Source organism: Kitasatospora putterlickiae (assembly GCF_039527695.1).
GTDB classification, from domain to species: Bacteria; Actinomycetota; Actinomycetes; order Streptomycetales; family Streptomycetaceae; genus Kitasatospora; species Kitasatospora putterlickiae.
Genome location: NZ_BAAAKJ010000225.1, coordinates 38,659 through 56,520 on the forward strand (window position 1 = coordinate 38,659; position 17,862 = coordinate 56,520).

Genomic DNA, 17,862 nt, shown 5'->3' on the forward strand with positions numbered 1-17,862 from the left:
GAGCACTCCGGTGGCGGCGGCGCGGGCCGTTCCCGTTCCCGGGGCGTACGGGGCGGGCAACGGCTCAGCGGTTGCGGAACACCCAGACCCGCAGCAGCAGGAAGCGCGCCACGGTGGCCAGCCCGTTGGCCACCACCAGCCCGGCGACCTCGACGGTCCGCGGGGCGTCCGGCGCCGTCGCGTGCAGCAGTGCGAGCGCCCCGCTGCTCAGGCCGAGGCCGATCAGGAAGGCCACCGCGCCCTGGAACTGGTGGCGCACCGCGCCCTCGGAGCCGGTGATCCCGAAGGTGAAGCGGCGGTTGGCGGCGGTGTTGGCGACCGCGCTGACGGCCAGCGCGACCAGGTTGGCCGTCTGCGCGGAGCAGACCTGCCGCAGGACGGCGAACAGCACCAGGTAGAAGACCGTGCTCAGCACGCCGATCACCAGGAAGGACGGCAGTTGCCGCCGGGGCTCGGCGGCCTCCGGCCGGAGCGCGGGCGGCGCCGGATCGCCGGAGATCGTCATCGGGAATTCCCCCGTTGTTCGTCCTCGGCCGAGTCGTAGCCGACGAAGTAGGCCGGCCTGGCCTGCACCGCCGAGTAGATCCGCGCGGTGTACTCCCCCAGCAGGCCGACGCAGATCAGCTGCACCGCGCCGAGGAAGAGCATGCCCATGAAGAGCGAGGACCAGCCGGGCACGGTGGAGCCGAGGGCGTACGCGACCGCGGTGTAGACGGTCATCACCAGGCAGACCGCGAAGCTCAGCAGGCCCAGCCAGGTGGCCAGCCGCAGCGGCGCGGCGGAGAAGTTGACGATGCTGTCGAGCGCGAGCCGCACCATCTTGCCCAGCGGGTAGTGGGTGGTGCCGGCCACCCGCTCCTCCCGGACGTAGCGGACCTCCCCGCTGGGGAAGCCCAGCCAGGGCACCAGCAGCCGGTAGACCGGCTGGTGCTCGGGCAGCGCCTTCAGCGCGTCCACCGCGGCCCGGCTGAGCAGGCGGTAGTCGCCGGCCTGGTTGGGCATCCGCTTGCCGATCAGCTTGCGCATCAGCCAGTAGTAGGCGCCCGCCGAGCGGCGCTTGAACGTGCTGTCGGTGGTCCGGTCCCCGCGCACCCCGTAGACGATGTCGAGGCCCTGCTCGCGGGCGAGTTCGAGCATCTCCGGGATCTTCTCCGGCGGGTCCTGGAGGTCGGCGTCGAGGCTCACCACGTAGTCGCCGAAGGCGCGGTCGAGGCCGGCCTTCAACGCGGCCTGGTGGCCGGAGTTGCGGGAGAAGCGGACGATCCGGAACTCGGGCCAGTCCTGACGGATCTTCTGCATGAGCACGGGGGTGGCGTCGGTGCTGCCGTCGTCGACGCCGACCACCTCGTAGTCCACCTTGAGGGCGTCGAGGATCGGCCGCAGCCGCTCGACCGTCCTCGGCAGCGCCTCCTGCTCGTTGTAGATCGGCATGACGACCGACAACTCGGGCGCTGTCGACATGAGTTGGTCCCGCTTTCGGCCGGAGCTGCTGAATTGTGGCGACAATAGCAGTCGGTGCTGAGCCCGGGATGAAGCCGGATGAGCACCGCATGAGAGCTGATCAGGCCTGTGCGGCCGCCCCCGTGGCGGGGCCGGCCGCGGGGACGGCGGCGGGATCAGACCCCGGGGAAGCTGCGGGCCCACGGGTGGACCCAGTTGTTGCCCTCCTTGACCACCACGGTGATCCGCGGCTGGAAGCCGGCCACGTCCTTGCGGATCCGCTCGCCGGTCGCCGGGTCGGCCACGACCACGGTGATCGGCTGCCCGAGCTTCTCGGCGGCCTTCTTCACGTGCTCGATCGACGCCTGGTGCTCCGGCTCCGGCCGCTCGGCCGCGCCGATGTTCACCCAGTGCGTCTCGTAGAACCCCCGCATGTCGCCGCCCCGGGAGCGCAGCAGCGCCGCCAGCCAGGTGGACTTGAGGTTCTTGTAGTCGTCGTTGGAGTAGAGCACCATCACCGGCTCCCGGATCCCGTCCAGGTCGCCCATCACGGTCGCGCCGTGACGCGGGCCGATGTCGCTCCAGGCGTCACCGCGGCTCCAGGCCATCAGCGGGTTGTTGCGCCAGGCCGAGGGCATCCCCTTGAAGGAGTCCATGCCCCACTGGACGCCGGCGAACAGGCTGAGCGCCGTCGCCACCGCGAGCACCGACAGCAGGCCGTCGCTGATCCGCCGGCGCAGCACCGGCACCCGGGCGGGCGAGGCGCCGCGCAGCAGCGGGCCGACGGCGCCGATCGAGACGAGCGCGATCACGATGCCGGTGCCGGCCAGCTTCTCGAAGTAGTAGGAGACCTGGCCGATGGTGTGGATCTGCCACCAGGCGAAGCCGCCGACCGCGGCGCCGGTGCCGAGCACCACCACCAGGTGGGCCTGACCGGACGCGGTGCGCCGCACGCTCGGCGAGAGCGCGGCGAGCGCGCCCAACAGCAGGCCGCCGATCAGGATGGCGCGGTCGGCGCCGACGCTCGGACCGCCGAGGTTGGAGGTGCCCGCGACGTCCAGCTCGGAGAGGACGGAGACCACGCTGGGCAGGCCGGCCACACCGAGGGCGAGCACGGCGGCCACCGCGTAGCGGGGCCAGTGCGCGAGGCGGAAGCGGCGGCGGTGGACGACCAGGGCGCCGACCACGATCAGGCCGGCGACGGCGCCGAAGAGGTTGTAGATGTAGGTGACGGTGATCAGGCCGAGCGCCGCGATGAGCAGGAACTCGGTGGTGCCCATCGCGGGCCGCACCATGAAGGCGGCGAGCAGCGCGACCATCAGCAGGCCGAGCACGGTGGAGTCGAAGCCGTGGATGAGCAGGTCGGTGTAGTTGCTGGAGAACACCAGCGCGGCGACGGTGCCGAGGACGGCCGCCGTCCGCCAGCCGCGCAGCCGTGGGCCGCCGATCCAGCGGGCCGCCCAGACCAGCCCGGTGCCCAGCAGGGCGTACCCGGCCAGCACGTAGAGCAGGTAGCGGTTCATGGTGTCCAGCTCGGGACCGAGGTCCGCGGCGGAGCGCACCAGCGAGTCGACCCAGGCGAGCAGGAAGTGCGTGCCCTGCGGGTAGACGCCCTCGCCCGACATCATGTACGCCTTGGCGGCCTCCTGGTGCAGGAAGTTGTAGCCGCCGACGTGCTGGATCCCCACGAAGTAGGAGAAGTGGTTGAGCCGGTCCTCGGCGGTGGTGAGGAACTCCAGGCGCCAGCCCGGTCCCTTGCCGATCAGCGGCTTGTGCAGGTAGTGCCACATCACGCCCGCGATGCCGGCGACCATGAGGTCGGAGGGCCGGAACCGCAGCGGCAGCCGCGGGGTGCGGCGGAAGAACCAGCCGGTGAGCACCACGGCGCTGCACAGCACGCCCGAGGTCGGGATCGGGTCGAGGCCCCAGGGCCAGAGCGAGAACAGCAGGCCGAAGGCGAGCACGCCGCCGGCGGTGACCAGGGCGGCGGCGACCAGCCGGTCGAGCAGCACCCCGCCGACCCGCAGCAGCGAGCCGACCCCCAGGACCAGCAGCGGCAGGACGGCGATCCCGACGCCCATCGAGATCAGCGCGGCGGGCAGCACCCAGGCCAGGGCCAGCCCGGCGGCGAGCGCCGGCAGGCTCCGGGCGGGGACGCGGGTCGGAGTGCGGACCGGGCCGGGGGCCGGCGCCGGGCTCGCGGGAGCGGCCTCCTCGGCCGTAGAGCGCGCGGCCACCCTGGTGCGGAGTCGTTCCATCGAGACCTTGAATCCCATCCCCTGCGTCGGACTGTGCCCGTACGACCGGTGTAGCGCCAGTACGGGCGATCCTAGTGGACGAACGTTCGGCGAAATGACGGAGGGCTTGGCGGGAACCGGGGTTCCCGCCAAGCCCTCATTCCGGCCGTGGCCGGTCGGTCAGAGCGTCAGATCACTTGACGATCTTGGTGACCTGGCCGGCGCCGACGGTGCGGCCACCCTCACGGATGGCGAACTTCAGGCCCTCCTCCATGGCGACGGGCTGGATCAGCGCGACGGTCATGGCGGTGTTGTCGCCCGGCATGACCATCTCGGTGCCCTCGGGGAGGGTCACGACGCCGGTCACGTCCGTGGTACGGAAGTAGAACTGCGGGCGGTAGTTGTTGAAGAACGGGGTGTGACGGCCACCCTCGTCCTTCGACAGGATGTAGGACTGGGCCTCGAAGTCGGTGTGCGGCGTGACCGAACCCGGCTTGATGATGACCTGGCCGCGCTCGACGTCCTCGCGCTTGATGCCACGGAGCAGCAGACCGACGTTCTCACCGGCCTGGCCCTCGTCGAGCAGCTTGCGGAACATCTCGATGCCGGTGACCGTGGTGGTGGTCTTCTCGGTCTTGATGCCGATGATGTCGACGGTCTCGTTGACCTTGAGGATGCCACGCTCGATACGACCGGTGACGACGGTGCCACGACCGGTGATCGTGAAGACGTCCTCGATCGGCATCAGGAACGGCTGGTCCACGGCGCGGGCCGGGGTCGGGATGTTCTCGTCGACCGCGTGCATCAGGCCGAGGAGCTTCTCGCCCCACTCCTTGTCGCCCTCCAGCGCCTTCAGCGCGGAGACGCGGACGACCGGCAGGTCGTCGCCCGGGAACTCGTACTCGGAGAGCAGCTCGCGGACCTCGAGCTCGACGAGCTCCAGGATCTCCTCGTCGTCCACCATGTCGGCCTTGTTCAGGGCGACGACGATGTAGGGGACGCCGACCTGGCGGGCCAGGAGGACGTGCTCCTTGGTCTGCGGCATCGGGCCGTCGGTGGCGGCGACCACCAGGATGGCGCCGTCCATCTGGGCGGCACCGGTGATCATGTTCTTGATGTAGTCCGCGTGACCCGGGCAGTCGACGTGGGCGTAGTGGCGCGCCTCGGTCTGGTACTCGACGTGCGCGATGGAGATGGTGATACCGCGCTGCCGCTCCTCCGGCGCCTTGTCGATCTGGTCGAACGGCGTGAAGGGGTTGATCTCCGGGTACGCGTCGTGCAGCACCTTGGTGATGGCCGCGGTCAGCGTGGTCTTACCGTGGTCGATGTGACCGATGGTGCCGATGTTGACGTGGGGCTTCGTCCGCTCGAACTTCGCCTTCGCCACTGAGTCCTCCTGAGGACAGTTCCTGTACGCCGTGCTGACGCCAGTTGGTCTTTGATCGGTTTTGGTGCGGGTTGTCCGGAGGACACCCCGTGCCGTCCCGCTGGTGGGGGGGCCGGAGGCCCCGGGAGGATCCGACCGGATCCTCCCGGATTGCCTCCTAATAGCCTAAGGGTTGGTTATCGTCCCGAAAGTCGGGACGTCACTCGCCCTTGGCCTTCGCGATGATGTCGTCCGCGACGTTCCGGGGAACCTCGGCGTACGAGTCGAACTGCATCGAGTAGCTCGCGCGACCGGAGGTCTTGCTGCGCAGGTCACCGACGTAGCCGAACATCTCGGAGAGGGGCACCAGCGCCGTGACGACGCGGGCACCGTGACGCTCGTCCATGGACCGGATCTGGCCACGGCGAGAGTTGATGTCGCCGATCACGTCGCCCATGTAGTCCTCGGGCGTGGTGACCTCGACGGCCATCATCGGCTCCAGGAGGACCGGCTTGGCCTTCCTGGCGCCTTCCTTGAAGGCCATCGAGCCGGCGATCTTGAACGCGAGCTCGGAGGAGTCGACGTCGTGCGCGGCACCGTCGAGCAGCTTCACGCGGACACCCTGCAGCGGGTAGCCGGCGAGGATGCCGAACTCCATGGCCTCCTGGCAGCCGGCGTCGACCGACGGGATGTACTCGCGCGGCACGCGGCCACCGGTGACCAGGTTGACGAACTCGTAGCCCTCGGCCTGCTCAAGCGGCTCGATCGCGATCTGCACCTTGGCGAACTGACCGGAACCACCGGTCTGCTTCTTGTGGGTGTAGTCGATGCGCTCGACCGCCTGGCGGATGGTCTCGCGGTACGCGACCTGCGGCTTGCCGACGTTGGCCTCGACCTTGAACTCACGGCGCATACGGTCGACCAGCACCTCAAGGTGCAGCTCGCCCATACCCGCGATGATGGTCTGGCCGGTCTCCTCGTCCGTGTTGACCTGGAAGGACGGGTCCTCCTCGGCGAGACGCTGGATGGCGACACCCAGCTTCTCCTGGTCACCCTTGGACTTGGGCTCGATCGCGACGCGGATGACCGGGGCCGGGAAGTCCATGGACTCCAGGATGACCGGGTTCTTCTCGTCGGACAGCGTCTCACCGGTGGTGGTCTGCTTCAGGCCCATGACGGCGATGATGTCGCCGGCGCCCACCGACTCGATCTCCTCACGCTTGTTCGCGTGCATGCGGTAGATCTTGCCGATGCGCTCCTTCTTGCCCTTGACGGCGTTCAGCACCGAGGTGCCGGACTCCAGGCGGCCCGAGTAAACCCGGACGAAGGTGAGCTTGCCGAGGTGCGGGTCCGACATGATCTTGAACGCGAGCGCGGCGAGCGGCTCGTCGTCCGAGGCCTTGCGGGAGATCTTGACGGTGTCGTCGCCCGGCTTGGTGCCCTCGATGGACTCGATGTCCAGCGGGGACGGCAGGTACTTGACGACGGCGTCGAGCAGGGGCTGGACGCCCTTGTTCTTGAACGCGGTGCCGCAGAAGATCGGGGTGAAGTCCGAGTTCAGCGTGCCCTTGCGGATCGCGGCCTGCAGCAGCTCGACCGGGATGTCCTCGCCCTCAAGGGCGAGCTCCATGATCTCGTCGCTGACGTTGGACACGGTGTCGAGCAGGGCCTCGCGGTACTCGTCCGCCTGCTCCTGCAGCTCGGCCGGGATGTCGACGATGTCGTACATCTCGCCCTTGGCGGCCTCGGCCGACCAGACCAGCGCCTTCATGCGGACCAGGTCGACAACGCCCTGGAAGTCCGACTCGGCACCGATCGGCAGCTGCATGACCAGCGGGGTGGCGCCGAGGCGGTCCACGATGGTCTGGACGCAGAAGAAGAAGTTGGCGCCCGTGCGGTCCAGCTTGTTGATGAAGCAGATGCGCGGAACGCCGTAGCGGTCAGCCTGCCGCCACACGGTCTCGGACTGGGGCTCGACACCGGCGACACCGTCGAACACGGTCACGGCACCGTCGAGGACGCGCAGCGAACGCTCCACCTCGACGGTGAAGTCGACGTGACCCGGGGTGTCGATGATGTTGATGGTGTGGTCGGCATCGTCGACGGTCCAGTGACAGGTCGTCGCGGCCGACGTGATCGTGATGCCGCGCTCCTGCTCCTGCTCCATCCAGTCCATGGTGGCGGCGCCATCGTGGACCTCACCGATCTTGTACGACACGCCGGTGTAGAACAGGATCCGCTCGGTGGTGGTGGTCTTGCCCGCGTCGATGTGCGCCATGATCCCGATGTTGCGGACCTTGGCGAGGTCAAGGGAGGTTGCAGCCATGGTGGCTCGTTCTCTCTCTGTCTAGTGACGGGGTACGGACTACCAGCGGTAGTGCGCGAAGGCCTTGTTGGACTCGGCCATCTTGTGGGTGTCCTCGCGACGCTTCACGGAAGCGCCCAGGCCGTTGCTGGCGTCGAGGATCTCGTTCATCAGGCGCTCGGTCATGGTCTTCTCGCGACGGGCGCGCGAGTAGCCGACCATCCAGCGCAGCGCCAGGGTGCTGGCGCGGCCCGGACGGACCTCGACCGGAACCTGGTAGGTCGCGCCACCGACACGGCGGGACTTGACCTCGAGGGCCGGCTTGACGTTCTCCAGCGCGCGCTTCAGCGTGACGACCGGGTCCGAGCCGGTCTTCTCGCGGACGCCCTCAAGGGCGCCGTAGACGATCCGCTCGGCGGTGGAGCGCTTGCCGTGCAGCAGGATCTTGTTGACCAGCTGGGTGACGACCGGGGAGCCGTAGACCGGGTCGATGATGACCGGGCGCTTCGGGGCGGGGCCCTTACGAGGCATTCTTACTTCTCCTTCTTGGCGCCGTAGCGGCTGCGGGCCTGCTTGCGGTTCTTGACACCCTGGGTGTCGAGCGAACCGCGGATGATCTTGTAGCGGACACCAGGAAGGTCCTTCACACGACCACCGCGAACCAGCACGATGGAGTGCTCCTGCAGGTTGTGGCCCTCGCCCGGGATGTAAGCGGTGACCTCGATCCCGCTGGTGAGGCGCACACGGGCGACCTTGCGGAGAGCCGAGTTCGGCTTCTTCGGGGTGGTCGTGTACACACGCGTGCAGACCCCACGGCGCTGCGGGGAACCCTTCAGCGCGGGAGTCTTGTTCTTCTCGACCTTGTCCTGCCGGCCCTTTCGGACCAGCTGCTGGATCGTAGGCACCGTTTCTCCGTTTTCTGTGTGCCAAGGCTTGGTGGAACTAACCTGCGGTGATTCCCTCGCACACGGCCCCGTGGTCGACCCACGCGGTCGGGTGTGTTGGGCTTTTTCCGGCACGGAATCCCGTGGGCTGATGTACAGCGACGGCGCTCTACGCGCGGCGCGCTGGGAGGCGCTCCGGCTCGGCGCGGCGACCGGTGTGCATGCACGCACAAGGACCCGGGGACACCCCAGGCACAAGGTCAGAGCGTACCTAGCGCATCGGGCGCGGTCAAAACAAATGCAACGCCGCAGGTGGCGGCCGTCGACCGGGTGTCGCCCGGGTGTCCCTCGCGCGGCCGCCCGGTGTCGGGTCGCTCACCTACCGCCCTACCACACCGGGGATGCGGCCGCCAGCCGGGGCCCGGGGCGGTCAGGCGCCGGCCGACAGCACGAGGAGCATGAACAGGGTCCAGAACGCGCACTCCACGTAACCGAGGACCAGACCGACGGTGGCCATCGAGTCGCCGTCCTCGTTGCGCCGGCTGAGCTGGTTCTTGGCGACGTGGCCGGCGATCACCGCCGGCAGGCCCAGGCCCAGCAGGCTGAGCACCAGGGAGGTCACGGCCGCGCTGTTGGTCGGGCGCGGCGGCGGCACCAGGACCGGCGGCGGCAGGAAGGTCGCCGGCACCGGGGCCACCAGCTGCGGCGTCACCATCTGGGGCGCCACCATCGGGCCGGCCGGCAGGTCGGCGACCAGGCGGGCCAGCTGGCCGTAGGTCTGCGCGCCGCTCGCCGCCTCGAACCGCTCGCCGTACTCGGTGGCGCTCAGCCGGCCCTCGGCGAACGCGGCCTTCAGCACGTCCACCGTCCGCTCGCGGTCCGCCGTCGCCGCGCGCATCGCCGACTGCGGCATCGCCGCGTGCGCCGCCTGGTGCATCGCCTGGGGCGGCGCGCCGTGCGGGGGCGCCCCAGGCGCGGGCGGCGGGTACGCGTGCGGCCTGGCCGTCCCGTAGCCCTGCTCGCCCCACGGCTGAACGGCCATCCGCCACCTCCCGGTACCCCCGCGCGAACACGGTTGTCGCCCGTCCACTGGGCTCCCACTCTCATAGTGCAGGACGAACGGGAGTCCTGAGTAGTTGCCAATTCCCCGGAATCGACGGCATTCCGGCGCCTCCCGGGCCACCGGAGCCCCCACCGCCACCCGTTTGGCCCAGACACACCCGGGGCATCGGCCCTGCAGACGGGCCCGGCCGGGCGGTGGCAGGCTGTCGTCAGGCCTTGTGGATCATGAAACGATCATCGGCCCGCCCGGTCCGTCCCCCAGTGGAAAGAGCCGCCATCATGCAGGCGCCAGCGCCGTCCCCCGACCCCACCGCCCCCTCGGCCGTCTCCATCCAGGGCCTGTGGAAGCACTTCGGCACCCAGGCCGCCGTCGCCGGGCTCGGCCTGGAGCTGCCGGCCGGGGCGTTCGTCGGACTGGTCGGCCCCAACGGCGCGGGCAAGACGACCACGCTGTCGATGGTCACCGGCCTGCTCCGGCCGGACCAGGGCACCGTGCTGATCCACGGCGCCGACGTCTGGGCCGACCCGGTCGCCGCCAAGGCCCGGATCGGCATCCTCCCCGAGGGCCTGCGCATGTTCGAACGGCTCAGCGGCCGCGAACTGCTCCAGTACAACGGCCGGCTGCGCGGCCTGCCCGGCGCCGAGGTCGACCGCCGCGCCGAGGAACTGCTCGCCGTCCTCGACCTCGCCGGCCACGCCGACAAGCTGGTCGCCGACTACTCCACCGGCATGCGCAAGAAGATCGGCCTCGCCGCCGCCCTCCTGCACAACCCGGACGTGCTGTTCCTCGACGAGCCCTTCGAGGGCGTCGACCCGGTCTCCGCCCAGACCATCCGCGGCGTGCTCAAGCGGTACGCGGCGGCCGGCTCCACCGTCGTCTTCTCCAGCCACGTCATGGAGCTCGTCGAGCAGCTCTGCGACTGGGTCGCCGTCATCAGCGCCGGCCGGGTGATCGCCCAGGGCCCGCTCGACACCGTCCGCGGCGGACACAGCCTGCACGAGGCGTTCCTGGAGCTGATCGGCGTCCGCGAGGACGACGGCCAGGCCCTCGGCTGGCTCGGCGGGGGCGACCGGTGAACGCCCCCGCCGCCCCGGCCGCGACACCGTCCCCCGCACCCGCCGCGGCCCCGCCCGACGACCGCACGGTCGTCCGCACCCTCGTCTCGCTCAAGCTCCGGCTGCTGCGCAACGGCCTGCGCCGCAGCCGCGGCCGCGCCGCCCTCTACCTGCTCGGTGCCGTCCTCGGCGTGCTGTTCGCCGCCGGGATCGCGCTCGCGATGGCGATGCTGGAGCACGCCGTCGACAGCGGATCCGCCGGTGACGCCGGCGTCGTCCTCACCGGCGCGCTCACCCTCGGCTGGGCCGCGATACCGCTGTTCCTGTTCTCCAGCGACGAGAGCGCCGACCCGACCAGGCTCACCATGCTGCCGCTGCGGCCCGGACCGCTGCTGCGCGGCTCGGTGCTCGCCGCGCTGATCGGGCCCGGGCCGCTGGTCAGCCTGGTGCTGCTCACCGGCGCCGCGCTCTCCGGCGCCCTCGGCGGCGCCTCGGCGGCGGCCGCGGTGATCGGCGTGCCGCTCGCGGTGGTGACCGTGGTCGTCCTCTCCCGCGCGGTCGCCGCCGGCAACGCCCGGCTGCTCTCCAGCCGGCGCGGCAAGGACTTCGCCATCTTCGGCGGCCTGCTGTTCGCCCTGCTGGTGCAGATCGCCAACGTCGGCTCGCAGAGCGTCTTCGGCAAGCCCGGCGCCGACGGCCTCGACCTCGAACCGCTCGCCCCGATCGCCTCCGTGCTGCGCTGGATCCCCCCGGTCTCCGCCGTCGACGCCGTCCGCACCGCCGGCGAGGGCCGGTACCCGCTCGCGCTGCTCCAACTCGCCGCGACCGTCGCGCTGCTGCTCCTGCTGCTGCGCTGGTGGCGGGCCAGCCTGCAGCAGCTGATGGTCACCGCCGACGCCTCGACGGTGGAGGTGGTGCGCGGCGTCCAGGAGTCCGGGCGCGGCTGGCGCTTCCTGCCGGACGGCCGGGTCGGCGCCGTGATGCAGCGTCACCTGCGGTACGCCTGGCGCGAGCCGCGGGCCAAGGCCGCCGTCTTCACCAGCATCGGCATGACGCTGGTGATCTGCGTGCTGTCGATCGTCCAGGGCTGGTCCACGGTCTACCTGGTGGCGATGACCGGGATGTTCCTCGGCCTGCAGATGCTCAACCTGTTCGGCATGGACGGCTCCGCGTTCTGGATGGTCGCCGCCACCCTGCTCACCCCCGCCGACGCCCGCGACGAACTGCGCGGCCGCGCGTTCGCCCTGCTCTCCTACGCCGTCCCGGTCACCCTGGTGCTCGCCGTGGTGCTGGCCGCCGCCACCGGCGACTGGTCCGGCCTGCCCTCGGCCGTCGGCGTCGCCTTCGCCCTGCTCGGCAGCGGCATCGCCATCGGCGCCGTGCTCAGCGTGCTCGCGCCGTACACCATGCCCGCCGACAACAACCCGATGCGCAACGCCGCCCCCGGCCAGGGCGGCCTGGTGATGCTCAACAGCTTCGGCTCGATGTTCGGCAGCGTCATCGTCGCCTCCCCCGCCATCGCCTACCTCGCCTGGGCCCTCGCCACCGACGCCCCCACCTGGCCCCTCCTCCTCGCCGGCCCCCTCTACGGCACCCTCATCGCCACCCTCGGCCTGCGCCTGGCCGCCGGCCGGCTGCTGGAACGCCTCCCCGAGATCCTCACCAAGGCCGTCGAACGCTGAGGCCGCTGGTCAAGAACTCACCTGATCGACCACAGCCACCGGGCTCCCGGGGCCGGCGAGGCGAAGCCGAAACCGCCCACCCGGGCCGGTCCGGCATCATGGGTGGGAGGTATTGGGACCGGAGGTAGGCGGCGTGAGCAGGCGGAAGCAGCAGGGTGGCGGGGAGGCCGGGGTGCTGCTGGAGACGGCGGTGCGGGGGGTGGTGACGGCGTCCGAGGAGGGGTTGGACCTCGCGCTGGACACCGGGGCCTCGCTGCTCGCGGCCTCCGCCGGGCAGTGGCCGGCGGTGAGCCGGGCGGTGCTGGGGTACGCGGACACGGCGGTCGGGCGGTGCTGGTCGGCCGGGTGGCGGCCGGCGGACCTGGCGCGGGTGGTGCGCCGCGAGCTGAAGCCCGTGCACTTGGCGCTCGCCGTCGACCTGATCGCCGCCGAGGCCCGCCGCTACCCCGCCGCCGCCACCGACCGGCGCTGGCAGGAGCAGCTGCGCGAGCTTGAGGCGGAGGTCTGGTGGACGTCCGACGAGGCGTACCTCCCCGCGTTCGCCCACCGGCACCGGCTGGACCGCTTCGCGCTCGCCACCGCGCTGCTGGAGCTGCTGCGCGGCTGGGGCCGGCTGCCCCCGATCGCCCCCGTGGGCCCCGCCCCGGGGCGGACCGCGCGCCGGGAGGGCGGCCCGCGCCGCCCGGTGACGGGCGAGCCGCGGATGCTGTCGCGGATCCGCGCCCTGCTCGCGAAGGCCGAGTCCACCGACTTCCCCGAGGAGGCCGAGGCGCTGACCGCCAAGGCCCAGCAGCTCATGGCCCAGCACAGCATCGACGAGGCCCTGCTCGCCGTCGACGGCACCGATCCGCACGCGCCGGGCGCGCTGCGGATCGGCGTGGACAACCCCTACGAGGGCCCGAAGACGATGCTGCTGGACGCGGTCGCGGCCGCCAACCGCTGCCGCGTCGTGTGGGCGAAGGAGTTCGGCTTCTGCACCGTGATCGGCTTCGACGCCGACCTGGACGGCGTCGAGCTGCTCTACACCTCGCTCCTCGTCCAGGCGACCCACGCGATGCAGCAGGCCGGCGCCCGCCAGCACCTGGACGGCGCCTCCCGCACCAAGGCGTTCCGGCAGTCCTTCCTGGTGGCGTACGCCGCCCGGATCCGCGAGCGGCTGGCCGAGGCGACCGAGCGGACCACCAGTGACGCCGCCGCCGGCCGGCACCTGCGCGAGGACGGCACGGCGGAGCAGCTGGTCCCGGACGCCCGGCTGCTGCCGGCCCTGAAGGCCCGCACCGTGGCGGTGGACCAGGAGGTGGACCGGATGTTCCCCAAGCTGGTCTCCCAGCGGGTGCGGGTGAGCGACGGCGAGGGCTGGGCGGCGGGCCGCGCGGCGGCGGACCGGGCCTCGCTGCGCGGACGCTCCGGCGAGATCCGCCGCTGAGGTCCGTAACCGCGATCCGGTCGCCTGGTAGAACAGGTCGCGGGACTACGAGGGGTGGGCGATGTGAGTACGGGGACGGGCTACCGGGACCGGGTGCGCGGAGCGCTGCTCGGCGGCGCGATCGGCGACGCACTGGGCTGGCCGGTGGAGTTCCTCCAGTTGCGGCAGATCCGCGAGCGCTTCGGCCCGGACGGCGTGACCGGCCTGCCGGGCGACGGCCTGGTCGCCGAGGTCACCGATGACACCCAGATGACCCTGTTCACCGCCGAGGGCCTGATCCGCGGCTTCGTCCGCGGCTGGTCGGGCGGCGGCGGTTCGGTGCCGGAGGCGGTGCACGACGCGTACCGGCGGTGGCTGCTCACCCAGCAGCAGGGCGCGCCGGACCGCGAGCCGCTGGCCCACCCGTACGACGGCTGGCTGCTGCGCGAGCCGTTCCTGTACGCGCGGCGGGCGCCGGGCAACGCGTGCCTGACCGGGGTGCGGTACCACCCGGCGTTCGAGCCTCCGGTGGCGCTGGGGCAGCCGGGGCCGATCAACGCGCACTCCAAGGGGTGCGGCACGGTGATGCGCTCGGCGCCGTTCGGGCTGGGGCGGCTGGGGGTGGAGCAGTCGTTCGGGCTGGCCGCGCAGTGCGCGCAGCTGACCCACGGGCATCCGACCGGCTACCTGGCGGCGGGCGCGTTCGCGGCGCTGGTGGAGCGGCTGGCGGCCGGGACGGAGCCGTGGGCGGCGGTCGGCGAGACGGTGGAGCAGACCCGGGAGTGGCCGGCGTCCAAGGAGACGGTGCAGGCGCTGGCCCGGGCGGTGCGGGTGGCCCAGGAGTCCGAGCCGTCGGCGGAGGCGGTGGAGCGGGTGGGGCTGGGCTGGATCGCCGAGGAGTGCCTGGCGATCGCGGTGTACTGCCTGCTGGCGGCGGACGGCGGGCCGCGGCCGGCGCGTTCGGCGCTGCTGCTGTCGGTGAACCACTCCGGGGACAGCGACTCGACCGGCGCGGTCTGCGGCAACCTGGTCGGCGCGGCGTACGGCGCGAGCGCGCTGCCGGCCGACTGGGCGGAGGCGGTGGAGGGCCGGGAGGCGGTGCTGCGGACGGCGGACGACCTGCTGGTGCTGTTCGGCAGCCGCGAGCCGGGCCACCCGGCGCTCGGGGACCGCTACCCGGCCGGGTAGCCCGCCGCCCGTTACGTCGCCGCCGGGTCGGTGACCTGTCCGAGGAAGAGCGGCCGCCCGGTGGCGGTGTCCCGGATCAGGAAGAGGAACGGCCGGTCGACGTGCAGTTCGACGGGGCTCACGGGCGCCGGTGCGGCCATCGCCCCCACCCCGACGCCGCTGCCGGCCGCCGCGACCGTGCCCTGCTCGTCGACCTGGATGGTGGCCTTCTGCACCACGGTGCCGATGGCGAGTCCCCCGTCGGCGCCCGGCCCGGGGATGCCGGACAGGTCGGCGTCCGGCCCGAAGGCGGCCTTGACGCCCAGGGCCCGCAGCGCGGGCGTGAGCTCGTTGGCGGTGTCGAAGTGGAACTTCGGCAGTGTGAGGTCGACGGCCCGCGGGGCGAGCGAGCCGAGGATCCGGTCCAGTTCCGCCTGGTCCAGGCCCTTGCGGAAGGCCGCGAAGCCGCCCTGCGCGGGCACCACCAGGTCCATCGCCAGGGTGCTTCCGGCGTAAGGGAGTTCGACGGCCTGCCAGGGTTCGCCGAGGATGCCGCCGGAGCCCTCGGCGTAGCGCAGCCCGGTGGTCCGGGCCATCGTGGGCACGGCGGTTTCGGTGCCGTCGAGGCGGTGGAACGGCCGGGCGCCGGTCTTCCCGGCCTTGAAGGGCTCGGCCCAGTCGGCCTTGAGGTAGAGCGCGTCGGTGAGCGCCAGCCGGGTGTTCGGGTTGATCCGTCCCGCGCCGAAGAGGTCCTTGATCCGGCCTTCGGTGGCCTTCTCGACGACGCCGTTGACGGCCTTGCGGGCGCCCTCCGGGTCCTTGCGGAAGTCCGCGGTGCGCACGCCGGTGTCGAAGGCGGCGGCCAGCACGCCGAGGTAACGCTGGTCGAGCGGGTAGTCGCGCTGGGCCCACAGGTCCTCGGCCTGCCGGAGGACCGGCCCGTCCTTGGCCGTGACCGCCGCCGACCGGTTCAGGGCGCCGGTGGCGAGCGCGTACTGCTCGGGGGTCAGCTCGGTGTGCAGCGCCCCGGCGATCTCCCCGGCGGTGGTGCCCCGGGCACCGGGCAGCACCATGGCGAGGGCGGTGGCCAGTCCGGACGGCGAGAGCACCAGGTTGCCGCCGCCCGCGGCGGGGTCGGCGGCGAGGGCGCGCAGCAGGTCGAGGCCGAACGCGCCGGTGGCCGCGGCGGTGGCGGCGACCTGCGCGGGGTCGGCGGGCGGCAGCGCCACCGGGTCGGCCCGGACCACGGCCGTGCTGGCACCGGAGGAGCCGCAGGCGGTGAGCAGGGCCGCGCAGCAGAGCAGGAGCACCGCCGGGCGGCGGGTGCGGACGGACGTCGCGGACATGGCCGGCCTGGCCTCTCGGTTCGCGGCGCGGGCCGGTGCCCGCGCCTCGGTGCCGATTCGACGCGGCACACCCGTCACCGGTTCCCCGGGAGCGTCAGTCCCAGAGCGCGCCGAACTCCAGCAGCTCGTCCCGGTGCTCGATCCGCTCCACCCAGTCGGCCGGCCACGCGTCGGCGCCCAAGTGCGCCCCGGCGAAGGCGCCGGCCAGGCAGGCGATCGAGTCGGAGTCGCCGGAGGAGTAGGCGGCCCGGCGGACGGCGGCCACCGGGTCGTCCGGCAGCAGCAGGAAGCAGAGCAGCCCGGTGGCGAGCGCCTCCTCGGCGATCCAGCCCTCGCCGGTGGCCAGGCAGGGATCGGCCTCGACGTCCGGCGCCGCGAGCGCGGCGTCCAGCCGGTCGAGCACCGTCAGGCACTCGTCCCAGCCCCGGGTGGCGAACGCCTCGGCCGTCCGGTCCTGGGCATGGTCGGCGAGGTCCCCGAGCCAGAACGCGTCGTAGTGGCCGCGGTGCGCGAGCGCGTACGCCCGCAGCACGGCGGTCAGTCCGGCCGGCGGCAGGCCTTCGGCGAGCTTGCGGACGGCGTACGCGGTGAGCTCGCTGGCGGCGAGCGCGGTCGGGTGGCCGTGGGTGAGCCCGGACTGGAGCTGGGCGGCCCCGGAAAGCTGACCGTCCGTCAGCTCCCGGACCAGGCCGAGCGGGGCGACCCGCATGTTGGCGCCGCAGCCCTTGGAGCCGACGTCGCTCGCGAGCTGCCAGCGGACGCCGGGCGAGGCGAGCCGGTCGCAGGAGCGCAGACAGGTCATCCCGGGCGCGCGGTTGTTCTCGGGCGAGCGCGACCAGGCGATGAACTCCGCGCGCAGCGGCGGCTCCAGGTTCTGCGGGGTGAGCGGGCCGTGTGCCCGCGCGGTGCGCAGGGCGCGGGCCAGGGCGAGCGTCATCTGGGTGTCGTCGGTGATCAACGCGTTGTCCGGCAGCGGCAGTCGCCGCCAGTCCGGCCACTGCCACGCGATCAGCTCGACCTCCGAGAACTCGGTGACCTTGCCCAGCGCGTCTCCGATCGCCAGCCCCAGCAGCGCCCCGGTCGCCTTGTCGCCCACGGCCCGACTCCCCCTCGTGTGTCACACCTCGACCAGCAGTTCCTCCAGCCCCCGGATCACGTAGCCCGGCCGCCACTCGGGCTCGCGGACCAGCCGCAGGCCCGGGGCGCGGCGGAGCAGGGTGCCGTAGGACTCGGTGAGCTCCAGTCTGGCAAGCGGGGCGCCGAGACAGAAGTGGATTCCGGCGCCGAAGGTGATGTGCGGGTTGTCGGCGCGGCCGAGGTCCAGGCGGTCCGGGTCGGCGAAGCGCTCCGGGTCGCGGTTGGCGGAGCCGAAGAGCAGGGCGACCTCGGAGCCGCGCGGGATCGTGACGCCGCGGACCTCGATGTCCTCCAGCACCCAGCGCTCGAACATCTGCAGCGGGGTGTCCCAGCGCATCAGCTCCTCGACGGCGGTGGGCAGCAGGCCGTCGACGTCGGCGCGCAGCCGGGCCAGCTCCTCGGGGTGGCGGAACAGTGCCCACCAGCCGTTGCCGGTGGTGTTGACGGTCGCCTCGTGGCCGGCGTTGAGCAGCAGCACGCAGGTGGAGACCATCTCCTGCTCGCTGAGCGCGTCCGAGCCCTCCTGGGCCTGGATGAGCGCGCTGATCAGGTCCTCGCCGGGGGCGGCCCGGCGCTCGCGGATGAGGGCGCGCAGGTAGTCGGAGAACTCGGTGCTCGCGGTGACGGCCCGGCGGGCGACCTCCTCGGACGGGTTGAGCTCGAACATCCCGGTGATGTCGGCGGACCACGGACGCAGCAGGTGCCGGTCGGACTCCGGGACGCCGAGCATCTCGGCGATCACCGCGACCGGCAGCGGCTCGGCGACGGCGGCGAT

Annotated in this window: 15 protein-coding genes; 4 read left to right on the plus strand and 11 right to left on the minus strand. The window is 72.1% G+C overall.

Going from position 1 to position 17,862, the window contains the following annotated elements; translation table 11 throughout:
* Positions 1-64: 64 nt before the first annotated feature.
* From ABD308_RS22785 to ABD308_RS22820, 8 genes are all read right to left on the minus strand, one after another.
* Positions 65-505, minus strand: coding sequence for a GtrA family protein (locus tag ABD308_RS22785; RefSeq protein ID WP_344338049.1), 441 nt, complete (start codon positions 503-505; stop codon positions 65-67).
* The gene (locus tag ABD308_RS22790) at positions 502-1,461 is read right to left on the minus strand and encodes a glycosyltransferase family 2 protein (RefSeq protein ID WP_344338051.1); all 960 of its coding nucleotides are present in this window, start codon (positions 1,459-1,461) and stop codon (positions 502-504) included. The genes ABD308_RS22785 and ABD308_RS22790 overlap by 4 nt, the downstream gene beginning before the upstream one ends.
* Positions 1,462-1,616: 155 nt before the next feature.
* A complete protein-coding gene (locus ABD308_RS22795; RefSeq protein ID WP_344338053.1) occupies positions 1,617-3,698 on the minus strand; it encodes a hypothetical protein in 2,082 nt (693 codons plus the stop codon).
* Between the two features lie 172 nt (positions 3,699-3,870).
* Complete coding sequence (gene tuf / locus ABD308_RS22800; protein ID WP_344338055.1) at positions 3,871-5,064, minus strand: elongation factor Tu; 1,194 nt, start codon at positions 5,062-5,064, stop codon at positions 3,871-3,873.
* A 199-nt stretch (positions 5,065-5,263) separates the two neighbouring features.
* On the minus strand, positions 5,264-7,369 hold the full coding sequence (gene fusA, locus ABD308_RS22805) for an elongation factor G (RefSeq protein WP_344338056.1): 2,106 nt from the start codon (positions 7,367-7,369) through the stop codon (positions 5,264-5,266).
* Between the two features lie 39 nt (positions 7,370-7,408).
* Complete coding sequence (gene rpsG / locus ABD308_RS22810) at positions 7,409-7,879, minus strand: 30S ribosomal protein S7 (protein WP_030055803.1); 471 nt, start codon at positions 7,877-7,879, stop codon at positions 7,409-7,411.
* A gap of 2 nt (positions 7,880-7,881) precedes the next feature.
* Positions 7,882-8,253 (minus strand): 30S ribosomal protein S12, encoded by a 372-nt coding sequence (gene rpsL, locus ABD308_RS22815; RefSeq protein ID WP_014144289.1) that lies wholly within the window; start codon positions 8,251-8,253, stop codon positions 7,882-7,884.
* Positions 8,254-8,662: 409 nt separating this feature from the next.
* Complete coding sequence (locus ABD308_RS22820; RefSeq protein ID WP_344338059.1) at positions 8,663-9,274, minus strand: DUF1707 and DUF4190 domain-containing protein; 612 nt, start codon at positions 9,272-9,274, stop codon at positions 8,663-8,665.
* A gap of 299 nt (positions 9,275-9,573) precedes the next feature.
* Here ABD308_RS22820 and ABD308_RS22825 point away from each other — a divergent pair, with 299 nt between their 5' ends.
* The 4 genes from ABD308_RS22825 to ABD308_RS22840 all read left to right on the plus strand — a co-directional run bounded on the left by ABD308_RS22825 (position 9,574) and on the right by ABD308_RS22840 (position 14,625).
* Positions 9,574-10,371, plus strand: coding sequence for an ABC transporter ATP-binding protein (locus tag ABD308_RS22825; RefSeq protein WP_344338061.1), 798 nt, complete (start codon positions 9,574-9,576; stop codon positions 10,369-10,371).
* Positions 10,368-12,032 carry a GumC domain-containing protein gene (locus ABD308_RS22830; protein ID WP_344338063.1) on the plus strand — a complete coding sequence of 555 codons (1,665 nt, stop codon included), beginning with the start codon at positions 10,368-10,370 and terminating at the stop codon, positions 12,030-12,032. Before ABD308_RS22825 ends, ABD308_RS22830 begins: the two co-directional genes overlap by 4 nt.
* A 133-nt stretch (positions 12,033-12,165) precedes the next feature.
* Positions 12,166-13,458 carry a DUF2786 domain-containing protein gene (locus tag ABD308_RS22835; RefSeq protein ID WP_344338065.1) on the plus strand — a complete coding sequence of 431 codons (1,293 nt, stop codon included), beginning with the start codon at positions 12,166-12,168 and terminating at the stop codon, positions 13,456-13,458.
* 63 nt (positions 13,459-13,521) lie between these two features.
* Complete coding sequence (locus ABD308_RS22840) at positions 13,522-14,625, plus strand: ADP-ribosylglycohydrolase family protein (RefSeq protein WP_344338066.1); 1,104 nt, start codon at positions 13,522-13,524, stop codon at positions 14,623-14,625.
* Between the two features lie 11 nt (positions 14,626-14,636).
* Here ABD308_RS22840 and ABD308_RS22845 read toward each other — a convergent pair whose 3' ends face one another.
* The 3 genes from ABD308_RS22845 to ABD308_RS22855 all read right to left on the minus strand — a co-directional run.
* The gene (locus ABD308_RS22845; protein WP_344338068.1) at positions 14,637-15,950 is read right to left on the minus strand and encodes a serpin family protein; all 1,314 of its coding nucleotides are present in this window, start codon (positions 15,948-15,950) and stop codon (positions 14,637-14,639) included.
* Positions 15,951-16,044: 94 nt separating this feature from the next.
* Positions 16,045-17,046: an ADP-ribosylglycohydrolase family protein gene (locus ABD308_RS22850; protein WP_344338070.1), complete on the minus strand. Its 1,002-nt coding sequence runs from the start codon at positions 17,044-17,046 to the stop codon at positions 16,045-16,047.
* 21 nt (positions 17,047-17,067) lie between these two features.
* Positions 17,068-17,862 (minus strand): cytochrome P450 (locus tag ABD308_RS22855; protein ID WP_344338072.1); only part of this gene is annotated, 795 nt, incomplete at its 5' end.